Here is a 12,064-nt window from a genome sequence, read left to right on the forward strand (position 1 = left end):
AATAATCTTTATTTTGCTGGTATACCCGTAGATCAATCGCTCGATTATCTATACGGAAATGCAAAAAACAGCTTAACGTTCTGTGAACAGTCGTCTTTTATCCCAGTGAATAAAAGACACGTCGTTTTTCAAGTTTTCAGAATATAGAATCCAGTAGACAATAATCCATTGTCGCAACAGTACAATTTTCCTATTGATTGATTTGATGTTCATTAAAACAATCAGCGATTAAGGAAACTATTGCTGGATCTACCAATCCAAAATACCATTTACAAAAAAACAAATCGTTTTTAAAAGCAAGATTATTATGAAGAGAGTTCTCATTCTCATGGGCTTGTGTGTTGCATTAATCAGCACAAGTTGCCAATCAGCAAAAGAAGAAAAGGAAGTTTCCAGCAAACTGTTGGTTACGAATCCAATCATAATGGACACAACCATTATTCGGGACTATGTGTGTCAAATACGTGCCATCCAACATATCGAAATCAGAGCCTTGGAAAAAGGTTACCTGCAAAAAATCTATGTAGACGAAGGTCAGACGGTTAAACAGGGACAGATGATGTTCCAGATCATGCCGATGATGTACCAGGCGGAAATGCAAAAAGCAGAAGCAGAAGCAGATTTCGCAAAAACAGAATACCTGAATGCTAAGTTACTGGCTGACAGCAATGTCATTTCCAAAAACCAACTCGCACTGGTAAAAGCAAAATACAACAAGGCAAAAGCTGAATTGTCGTTATCACAAGTACGTTTAGGCTTCACCGAAATCAAAGCACCATTCAACGGTATCATGGACCGCTTCCAGGTTCGACTGGGAAGTTTGGTGGATGAAGGTGATTTGTTAACGACACTTTCCGACAATAGCAAACTCTGGGTTTACTTCAACGTTCCTGAAGCTGAGTACTTGAACTTCAAAACAGTTTCCAACAGCGACAACATGAAAAATGTGCGCTTATTAATGGCAAACAATGAAGTGTATGAGCATCCGGGAGTAGTGGAGACAATTGAGGCGGATTTCAATAACGAAACAGGTACTATTGCTTTCCGTGCTACATTCCCAAACCCCAAAGCACTTTTGAGACACGGCGAAACAGGAAGTATTCAAATGGTTGTTCCTTTAAAAAAGGCCTTGATCATTCCTCAGAAAGCAACGTATGAAGTTCTGGAAAAGAAATATGTGTTTATTGTTGGTAAAGACAATGTGGTGCATTCCAGAGAAGTGGTAATACGCTCCGAAATGCCGGATCTTTACATTATCAAAAGCGGATTGAAACCCGAAGAACGAATCCTTTTGGAAGGAATCCGAAAAGTAAGGGATGGTGATAAAATCACTTACAAGTACCAGGAGCCGAAATCTGTGATTTCTCATCTACAAGTTTACACGGAGTAATTCACACTTTTTTAATCCGATCAGATTATGTTTAATAAATTCATCCATAGACCTGTTTTAGCGATTGTGCTATCATTGGTCATCATCTTCATGGGAGTACTTGCGATCAGCGGTTTATCCACATCGCAGTTCCCTGAAATCGCACCCCCAACTGTTATCGTAAGAGCTTCTTATCCCGGAGCTAGCGCGAAAGTATTGACTGAATCCGTTTTGATTCCGCTGGAACAGGCCGTAAATGGTGTTCCGGGAATGAAATACATGACCTCCGATGCAACCAGTGCCGGAGAAGCGAACATTCAAATCGTGTTCAACCTGGGTACGGATCCCGATCAGGCATTGGTACAGGTCAACACCCGTATTGCTCAAGTATTGAACCGTCTACCTGTCCTGGTGCAACGGGAAGGAGTTATTGTGAACCGGATTATGCCGAGTATGTTGATGTATGTCAACTTGTACAGCAAGGATCCGACCGCCGATATGAAGTTTATTTTCAACGTTGCCGGGGTAAATATGATTCCCGAATTACAACGTATCAATGGAATTGGTCAGGCAAGTATCCTGGGAAGTCGTCAGTACGCAATGCGGATCTGGCTGAAACCTGATCGAATGCGCGCTTACAACATCTCTGCTGATGAAATCATGGAAGCTTTGGGTTCCCAAAGTGTCATCGGTTCTCCGGGTCGTATCGGACGTAGTGACGGTAAACGGGCTGAAGCGTTGGAATATGTATTGACCTACAAAGGTCGTTTCAATGAAGCAGACGAATACAAAAATGTCATTATCCGTTCCACACCTGATGGAGAGATTCTTCGTTTGAAGGATGTGGCAAACGTGGAACTCGGAAGTGAGTATTACGATATTTACTCCAATAAGGACGAATATCCTTCCGCTGCGATCGTATTGAAACAGACATACGGAAGTAATGCAACGGAAGTAATTGGCCGTGTAAAAGAGAAACTGGAAGAATTGAAGAAAACATCCTTCCCTCCGGGAATGGAATACGAAATCAGTTATGACGTTTCGAACTTCCTGGATGCTTCGATTGAAAAAGTGATCCACACTTTAGGTGAAGCCTTCATTCTAGTTGCCCTGGTGGTATTCTTATTCCTTGGTGACTTCCGCTCTACCCTTATTCCGACAATTGCAGTTCCCGTTTCCCTGATCGGAGCCTTCATGTTCATGCAGTTGTTCGGTCTGACAATCAACTTGATTACCTTATTCGCATTGGTACTCGCTATCGGTATTGTGGTCGATGATGCCATCGTCGTCGTCGAGGCCGTCCATGCCAAGATGGAAGAAGAACATCTTTCACCTTACATGGCCGTGAAAAAAGTACTCAAGGAGATCAGTGGTGCCGTAATTGCAATTACCTTATTGATGACAGCGGTATTCGTACCGGTAGCATTCATGACAGGTCCGGTTGGTATCTTCTACCGACAGTTCGCCATCACCATGGCAACTTCCATTGTATTATCCGGATTGGTCGCATTGACATTGACACCTGTACTTTGTGCGATGCTATTGAAAAACAACCACGGAAAACCAAGAAAGAAAACGCCTATCAACCGATTCCTAGATTGGTTCAATAGAGGGTTTGAAAAATTGACTGGAAGATATGTCGGTCTTTTGAACCGAATAGTAAGCAGACGCTTGGTGACATTCGTGATCTTGCTTGCCTTCGGTTTGGGAATTTTCGGATTGAGTCAGAAATTACCTTCCGGATTCATTCCAAGTGAAGACCAGGGGATGATTTATGCGATCATTCAAACACCTCCGGGATCAACTTTGGAGAGAACCAACGATATCGCCCGTAAATTGCAAGGGATTGCAGAAAAAGTGGATGGTATCAAATCGGTTTCTGCCCTGGCAGGATACGAGGTATTGACAGAAGGACGTGGTTCCAATGCCGGAACCTGTTTGATCAACCTGGATCCTTGGTCGGAAAGAAAGCACAACGTTCAGGAAATCATTTACGAACTGGAAGAAAAAGCGAAAGTGATTCCGGGAGCAACCATTGAGTTCTTCGACCCACCGGCAGTTCCGGGATACGGTGCCGCAGGAGGTTTCTCTTTGCAGCTATTGGATAAAACCAATACAGGTGATTACCTGGAGCTTGAGCGCGTAAATACCGAGTTCATGAATGCGTTACGCAAGCGTAAAGAAATTACCGGTTTGTTTACATTCTATAGTGCGAACTATCCGCAGTATGAGCTTCAGATCAACAATGATTTGGCCATGCAGAAAGGAGTTTCCATTGGAAATGCGATGAATACCCTATCGATTTTGATTGGTAGTACCTATGAACTAGGTTTCATCAAGTATCAGCGTTTCTTTAAAGTGTTCGTTCAGGCTTCTCCGGAATACAGGAGATTACCTGAAGACATTATGAAGTTATACGTGAAAAATGACCGTGGTGAAATGGTTCCATTCTCTGCTTTCATGAAGATTGTGAAATCTCAGGGAGCCAATGAGATCAACCGTTATAACATGTACACAACCGCTTCCATTCGTGGTTCTGCCGCAAAAGGATACAGTAGTGGTGAGGCCATTAAAGCTGCACAGGAAGTAGCGAAAGCAAACTTGCCAAGAGGTTATGACATCGACTGGGGAGGACTTTCAAAAGACGAGGTAATGCGTGGAAATGAAGCCTTGTATATCTTCATTGTCGTTTTGATCTTCGTATACTTTGTACTGGCGGCTCAATACGAAAGCTTCATTATTCCATTGGCAGTGATCTTCTCGCTTCCTGCCGGAATTTTCGGATCGTTCTTCCTGCTTCAGATCATGGGATTGGAGAATAACATTTACGCCCAGGTAGGATTAGTCATGCTCGTCGGGCTCCTCGGTAAGAATGCCGTTTTGATTGTGGAATTCGCCATGCAGAAACACCACGAAGGTGCAACCGTATTGGAAGCTGCAATTGAAGGAGCCAAAGTGCGTTTCCGTCCGATCCTGATGACCTCGTTTGCATTCATTGCGGGATTGATTCCATTGGTTGTGGCAACCGGACCGGGAGCTATTGGAAACAGAACCATTGGAGCCTGTGCACTTGGGGGAATGCTCTTCGGAACCATTTTCGGAGTAATTATCATTCCAGGTTTGTACTACATCTTCGGTTCACTTGCAGCTGGTCGAAAACTAATTAAAAATGAGGATGACAGCTCTTTAACAGAAGACTTTGTGCATGCTATAGACAATTTTCCAACAACAGATGAAACTGAAAACAATGAGCACTAATAATAGAATCGGTAGCTGGGTTGTCATTGCTTCTATTGCAATCACCGTTACGGCTTGTAAAAGTCTTAAGATCCATTACAAGGAAGAGAATAAGTACACTCCTGAAGCTTATCAAAGCTCGAAGGACACAACCAATACGGGAGAGGTTAAATGGAAAACATTTTTCCATGACCAATATCTGATTGCATTGATCGATACAGCCTTGAAAAACAATCAGGAGTTGAACATCACCTTGCAGGAGATTGCCGTAGCCCAATCAGAGGTCAGAGCAAAAAAAGGTGAATTCCTTCCTTCTGCCGGAGTTGGTGTTGGTGCCGGTTTGGAGAAAGTCGGAGAATACACACGGGACGGAGCGGTTGAAAAAAACCTTCCGATCAGGGATGGAAAAGCTTTCCCTGATCCGCTTGGAAACTTTACCGTTGGCTTGAATGCATCCTGGGAAGTAGATATCTGGCGCAAATTGCGCAATGCAAGAGACGCTGCTTCTTCCCGCTATTTGAGCACCATTGAAGGAAAGAATTTCATGGTGACGAATCTGGTGGCTGAAATTTCCAATTCATACTATGAGCTGATGGCTTACGATAACAAGCTGGAAATCCTGAAGCAAAACCTGGAGATTCAAAAGAATGCCTTGGAAATTGTAAAACTTCAGAAGACAGCAGGTGAAGTGACCGAATTGGCTGTTAAAAAGTTTGAAGCTGAAGTTTACAAGAATCAGAGTCATTTATTCTATTTGCAACAGCAGATCATCGAAGCGGAAAACCGGGTCAACTTCCTGGTTGGTCGTTTTCCTCAACCGGTAGCACGCAACTCAGCAGCGTTCCAACAAATGGTTCCGGATACGATTTACACCGGGATTCCTTCGCAATTGTTGCAGAACCGTCCGGATATCCGTCAAGCGGAATTAGGTCTGACTGCATCGAAATTGGATGTGAAAGTTGCGAGAGCGAACTTCTACCCTTCTCTTCGCATTACTGCCGGAGTTGGTTACCAGGCTTTCAACGTGAAATACCTAATCACATCTCCTCAGTCTCTGCTTTATAATATTGCAGGAGATTTGGTTGCGCCGTTGATCAATAGAAATGCATTGAAGGCAAAGTATGCAGCGGCGAATGCGAAACAGATTCAATCGGTTTACAAATACGAGCAAACGATTTTGAATGCGTATATCGAAGTGACTAATCGTATGTCGAAGATCAGTAACCTGAAAAATAGTTACGATCTAAAACAGAAACAGGTTGACGCAATGAACCAATCGATTACAATCTCGACCAATTTGTTTAAATCTGCTAAAGCAGATTATATGGAGGTATTGCTAACCCAACGTGACGCAATTGAGGCGAAATTTGATCTGGTAGAGATCAAACAGGAACAATTGTCGAACATGGTAAGCATGTATCAAGCCCTTGGAGGTGGCTGGAAACAGTAATCTACGGGTTAAAAAATAAATTAACGAAAAGAGCACTCGTCACTGACGGGTGCTTTTTTATTGGTGTAAATTCCACTTTCAATTTTATTCGACCACTAAGCACATGAAGAGCACTAAGTTTTTTGATTTTCTAATGCCCTAAGAAATCTTTTTAAATCGAATTTTAGTTCATTGATATTATCATTCCAATACCCTAAATCAATAAAATCATTTTCCTCCGATATTAAATAGGAAAAAGGTTCCATTGATTTTCCTAGATTTTTTCTAAATATCAAATGTTCACCTTTACCTTTAATTTCATTCATGATATCCAAACCGAAGTCAATAATCTCGCGAGCTTCTCTTAAGGAAGCCTCTCTTTCCTCTAATGATGAAAGAAATTCTTTAATTCTGATTTCAAGCATTTTTTATTTTTTATGTAACCAAACTCAAATATAGATATTGAAAAACAGTTAGTTATGGTTATGTTGAGAACTCAATTCCACTGTGGACAAACAAAAAAGGCATCCGTGATTAACGAATGCCTTTGAATTTAAATGAATCTTTGTTTCTAGTTCTTCACGATTCGTACAGTTGTTGATGCATTCTCAGCTTGAATAATCAACTGATAAACCCCATCACTGAATGCTGTCAAATCCAATTGAGTCGAATCCCAAGCAGCTCCTTTCGTTACAATTCTTCCTTGAGCATCAGCTACAGAATAGTTGAACGAACCCGGAAGCTCGATAGTTGTCAATCCAACCGTTGGATTAGGATAAACCGTCAATTGACCTGCTAACAATTCGTCCACGCTCAAACATTGGTCAACCGTAATGGTTGATGAAGCCGTGTTCTGACAACCATTCAAATCTGTGTAAGTGTAAGTTACCGGGTAAATTCCCAAACCTGCTGTAGACGGACTGAAAATAACTCCGGTGATTCCTGTTCCTGCATAAGTTCCACCTGAAGGTGAACCCTGAGTCAAGGCAGCTGATCCATCTGAAAGACAGAAAATAGGAATAGTCGAAATGCTTACATTCGGTAGCTGGTTTACAGTTACAGTTATTTGGTCTTCTGCCTCACAACCTCCAGCGCTTGTTCCTGTTACAGTATAAGTGGTTGTTCCCAAAGTTGGAACGAAGGAAACACCATTTGTAACACCGTTGTCCCAATCGTATGTTGCAGCTCCCGAACCATTCAAAGTAATCGATGCTCCGTTACAAACTATTTGATCCTGACCGGCAGAAACGCTTGGAGCAGATTGAACAGTTACCAAAACACTTGTAGCCGGTGAAGTACAACCTGAGCCATCTGTATAAGTCAACATATACGTGTTTGTGGATGTTACATTGATACTTTGGGAAACGGCACTGGTAGACCATGAATTTCCGGATGCTTGTGAGGAAGTTAAAGTAACCGATCCGCCTGAACAGAATGTTGTTGGTCCATTTGGTGTGATGATCGGTGCAGGAGGATTACTGTTTACTGTTATTGTAATCGGCGTTGAAGTAGCTGAACAACCTCCGTTAGTATATGTAACCGAATAAGTTCCAGCCGTTGAAACCGTAATATTGGATGCTGTTGATCCATTTGACCAGGTATTTCCTGAACCTTGAGAAGAAGTCAAAGTAACAGAACCTCCCGAACAGAAACTAGTTGCTCCACTTGGAGTAATAACCGGTGTGGAAGGAATCGGATTTACCGTTAAAGTAATTGGAGTGGATGTCGCTGAACATCCTCCATTAGCATAAGTAACCGAATAAGTTCCTGATGTTGAAACAGTGATACTGGAAGCAGTTGAACCATTTGACCAGGTATTTCCTGAAGCCTCAGAAGAAGTCAAGGTTACAGAACCACCTGCACAGAAATTGGTAGCCCCACTTGGCGTAACAATTGGTGTAGAAGGAACCGGAGTCACCGTTACCACAACCGGAGTTGAAGTTACAGAACAAGCTCCGCCGTTTGAATAAGTTACAGAATAGGTTCCTGCTGTTGAAACAGTGATACTGGAAGCAGTTGAACCGTTCGACCAGGTATTTCCTGAGGCGTAAGATGAAGTCAGAGTTACGGAGCCACTGCCACAAATTGCCACTGGACCGTTCGCACTTACTGTCGGATTACTTGGAGCTGTAGTTACAACAATTGTTTCCGTAGCAGTTCCCGTACATCCGGCACCATTATCGCCTGTTACAGTATAAGTCATAGTTCCTGAAGGAGTAAACGGTGTATTGTTCACTACTCCGTTATTCCAGGAAATGTTTTGTCCGCCGGTTGCAGAAAGCGTCACTGATTGTCCCTGGCAAATACTGTTGGAAGTTGCATTGGTAACCAACGTAATTCCTGTGGTAGTGACATTGAAATTGCCGGTATAGTTAAATTGCCCGTCGTTTGCAGTAAGCGTGATCTGAGCAGTTCCCAAAGAATTGTTACTCAAATTAGCGATCACAATCCCATAAGTTCCACCTCCTAAATTATTCACTGTAATATCGCTGTTATCAATGATGCTTTGATTATTACTTGTTCCGACAACCGATGAGATTGCAGAACCCACATTTGTTATAATTGCGTTTACACTGCTCATTCCCGTCGATTGACAGATACTTTGAGTGGAAGGCATCGAAATTGTTGCGTCGTTATCTAAATTCGTGATTGCCTGGTTTTTATTCGGTAATGCTGCATAAGCTACATCCGCACTTCCGGTGGTTGAGGCAACCAGATTGAAAGGAATATCTCCGTCATCCGTCACGTCATCTACTCCTGTTACCATCACATTCTGAACTACGTTCCAGTTTGCAGGCGTAAAGGTTAATTGGGATACGCTTACTGTTCCTTCAGTCAAATCAGACGAAGTTAAGTTTACAGTAACATTTGCAGTTGGTTGCGTTGCAAGCGTAACTCCTATTGTTGCAGTAGTTCCCGTTTCACTTATTGTGTAAGTTCCCGCGTTACTGAATGTGACAGAAGGGAAAGACACCGCATTGTATGCACGTGAATAAATTCCCTGAGTATCTCCCTGAAACCCATTTCCTGCCCAGCAAGCAACAAATCCACCATTTGGTAATTTTGCACAAGTGGCATATTCCTGTGATCCTGAGTTTGTACTGTTCATCTGTAGAACTCCACTATTGCTCGTATTGTAATTTACTCCATAAATAATATATGCTTCTCCTTCATTTGGATTGGCAGATCCACTTACAGACATGGATTTAGATATCAAGAAGTTACCGTTATTATACAACTGACATTCAAGCCTGTCATACCAGAAATAATTTGTACCGTCCAACAAAATAGTGTTATTAACAATAAAACTTCCGGTATTACTTAAAATCCACAAACGCATCTGTCGATAAGTGGATCCAGTAAAATGTGCTGTTGTAATCATTATTTCGTCATTATCATTTCCACTTGCATCCAAGTCATCTCCTATATAGTCACTAGCCTGGGCTGACCACAAGGTATATTCCGGAATTTCAGCTACAAAAGAACTGCTGAAAGTCTTACGTAGGATTCTTCGTTCATAGTTACCTGAAACATTGATATACAGATTATAAATTGCAGTTAGCCGACCATCATTGTGGTAGATAATATTCGGTTCGAAATAGGCAGACGAACCAATTTCAGTAACTAAAGTACCTGCATTAAACCAAGCGTTTGTTGATAAATTATATCCTCTCAAATACAATTGACCATTTGATGTGCTTCTATATAGCAATGCTAAGGAATCTCCTTTTGGCGCAAGGTCGTAATCAAAAGCAGAGGCTAAAACAGTTACTTCGGCTCCAACTGCATTCAGTTCATCCAAAACAGTAAATTTGAGATTATTTCCTGTTGTCTCAATATAGGAGATCACATACTTCCCATCTTCCCAATGTTCAATATTGATAGCTGATGAATTTTGTGAGTTAATGGTTAACTCTCCGGAAATAGCCACGTGTGAACTATTATACCTTCTGGCCATAACCGCACCGGAATATTCTTGTGTGGTCCAGATAATCACATAAGCACCTGTCGGGTCGGTCGCGATCTGACTATTGAACTGGGTTGTTGAAACATCTGTGTTCACGAGTTGTTCCAAGGAAACCGGACTCAGTGATTGTCCCCACGAAACCGTCAGAAAGACGGCAAAAAAGAGCATTAAACCTGTTGACTTCATAAATTCTTATTAAACAATTGGCTGCAAAATTAGGTGTTAAATAATGCCTTCAGTTGATTTTGAACACTCAAAAACGGATGGATTTATATCTGTAAAAGACTTTTTTTGAAAAGTGTTGATTCACAGTGATTTAGGTTTGAGCCAATTGATAAGCGTTTTTATAACCGAAAACCATTTGTAAAAACAAAAGCCCCATCCGTCATGCGAATAGGGCTTTCGATAATTCTTTATTTCAACAATTACACGTTAAATCTGAAATGCATGATATCTCCATCTTGCACGATGTATTCCTTACCTTCTACTTTAAACTTACCGGCTTCTTTCACTGCTGCTTCCGAACCCAAAGTCGTGTAATCTTCGTACTTCATCACTTCCGCGCGAATAAATCCTTTTTCAAAATCGGTATGGATCACTCCGGCAGCTTGTGGAGCTGTAGCACCAACATGAACTGTCCAGGCTCTCACCTCTTTCACTCCGGCAGTAAAATACGTCTGAAGATTCAACAAAGAGTATGCTGAGCGGATCAAACGGTTCACACCCGGTTCTTCCAAACCAAGCTCTTCCAGGAACATCTGACGCTCTTCGTATGTTTCCAATTCTGTAATATCCGCTTCTATTTTCGCTCCGACGATTAAAATTTGAGCACCTTCGTCTTTCACCGACTCGCGAACAGCGTCCACGTGTGCATTTCCGGTTTTAACTGCAGATTCCTCCACATTACAAACGTACATTACCGGTTTCGATGTGATTAACTGGAATTTCTGAACGATTTCCTGCTCTCTCTCATCAAATGTCATGGAACGAACAGACTTTCCTTGTTCCAACGTAGCTTTAATTGCTAATGCAAGCTCATTCTCTTTGATAATTTCCTTATCTCCGGATTTCAAGGCGCGAGCCAAAGATTGGATGCGTTTTTCAATGGATTCCAAATCCTTCAACTGCAACTCGATATCGATGATTTCTTTATCACTTACCGGATCAACACGTCCGTCAACGTGAATGATGTTGCCATCTTCAAAGCAACGCAATACGTGTAAGATTGCATCAGTTTCGCGGATGTTTGCCAAAAACTGATTACCAAGACCTTCACCTTTTGAAGCTCCTTTCACCAAACCTGCGATATCTACAATTTCCATGGTTGTAGGTACCACTCTCTCCGGATTCACTATCGATTCCAATTTCTCCAAACGAGGATCCGGAACCGAGATAGTTCCCACATTCGGTTCAATTGTACAGAAAGGGAAATTCGCAGATTGCGCTTTAGCGTTTGATAAACAATTAAACAAAGTCGACTTCCCTACATTAGGTAAACCAACTATTCCGCATTTCAATGCCATAAAATATTTTTTTGCAAAGATAATTTATAATTGCGAATTGAGAAGTGTGTAAGTTACAGCCGATTTATTTTCTTACACTACTTGCTGTGGATGTTGCGTTGAACCTTACTCAAATATTTTTCATAGAAGTACTTCAGCCCCCATAACGCTAAGCCCATGTTAGCCGTTCCTTGTTTTTTCGTTCGTTTGCCTGGTCGGATTTTGGTTGAATAATTGTCTAATCGATGTCAAGTGTCCAAAAAGTACAATTGGAACGATAAATGTCGGCAACCAACTAAATGGAAAATTCAAAATTGCTATGTTCGGTTGTTCAAATGCAAATTTCTGTATCGGTGAAGGCGCTGAAAACAAAGCATTCACAACGATATTGATTAATAATCCAAGGCAAATGAAATTCCAAATCAATAAGATATTTCTGCTTAGTGTTAGTTTTACAAAACCAAAATAGGCGATTATTGGAGCTGTTATTCCTGCAAGAATGTCAAAGTTCCGACCTTCAAAAGTCATCAATTCTGGAATTGCTTTGTTCAGAAATAGCC

Annotated in this window: 7 protein-coding genes; 3 read left to right on the plus strand and 4 right to left on the minus strand. The window is 41.6% G+C overall.

Annotated features, from left to right (window positions below; all coding sequences use genetic code 11):
• The first annotated feature begins 307 nt into the window (after window positions 1–307).
• From AAG807_RS17275 to AAG807_RS17285, 3 genes are read left to right on the plus strand one after another with little or no spacing between them, the layout of a single operon-like run.
• Window positions 308–1,390, plus strand: coding sequence for an efflux RND transporter periplasmic adaptor subunit (locus tag AAG807_RS17275; protein WP_341906630.1), 1,083 nt, complete (start codon window positions 308–310; stop codon window positions 1,388–1,390).
• A 27-nt stretch (window positions 1,391–1,417) separates the two neighbouring features.
• Window positions 1,418–4,627 carry an efflux RND transporter permease subunit gene (locus AAG807_RS17280; protein ID WP_341906631.1) on the plus strand — a complete coding sequence of 1,070 codons (3,210 nt, stop codon included), beginning with the start codon at window positions 1,418–1,420 and terminating at the stop codon, window positions 4,625–4,627.
• Window positions 4,617–6,056 (plus strand): efflux transporter outer membrane subunit, encoded by a 1,440-nt coding sequence (locus AAG807_RS17285; RefSeq protein WP_341906633.1) that lies wholly within the window; start codon window positions 4,617–4,619, stop codon window positions 6,054–6,056. Before AAG807_RS17280 ends, AAG807_RS17285 begins: the two co-directional genes overlap by 11 nt.
• A 113-nt stretch (window positions 6,057–6,169) precedes the next feature.
• Here AAG807_RS17285 and AAG807_RS17290 read toward each other — a convergent pair whose 3' ends face one another.
• The 4 genes from AAG807_RS17290 to AAG807_RS17305 all read right to left on the minus strand — a co-directional run bounded on the left by AAG807_RS17290 (window position 6,170) and on the right by AAG807_RS17305 (window position 12,032).
• Window positions 6,170–6,460 (minus strand): hypothetical protein, encoded by a 291-nt coding sequence (locus AAG807_RS17290; RefSeq protein WP_341906635.1) that lies wholly within the window; start codon window positions 6,458–6,460, stop codon window positions 6,170–6,172.
• A 146-nt stretch (window positions 6,461–6,606) separates the two neighbouring features.
• Window positions 6,607–10,188, minus strand: a complete 3,582-nt coding sequence (locus tag AAG807_RS17295; RefSeq protein WP_341906637.1) for a T9SS type A sorting domain-containing protein — start codon at window positions 10,186–10,188, stop codon at window positions 6,607–6,609.
• A 239-nt stretch (window positions 10,189–10,427) separates the two neighbouring features.
• A complete protein-coding gene (gene ychF / locus AAG807_RS17300; RefSeq protein ID WP_341906754.1) occupies window positions 10,428–11,519 on the minus strand; it encodes a redox-regulated ATPase YchF in 1,092 nt (363 codons plus the stop codon).
• Between the two features lie 165 nt (window positions 11,520–11,684).
• Window positions 11,685–12,032 (minus strand): hypothetical protein, encoded by a 348-nt coding sequence (locus AAG807_RS17305; protein ID WP_341906639.1) that lies wholly within the window; start codon window positions 12,030–12,032, stop codon window positions 11,685–11,687.
• Between the last annotated feature and the right edge of the window lie 32 nt (window positions 12,033–12,064).

The sequence above is a fragment of the Fluviicola taffensis DSM 16823 genome (genome assembly GCF_943372375.1).
In the GTDB taxonomy this organism is placed as follows: Bacteria; Bacteroidota; Bacteroidia; order Flavobacteriales_D; family Crocinitomicaceae; genus Fluviicola; species Fluviicola taffensis_A.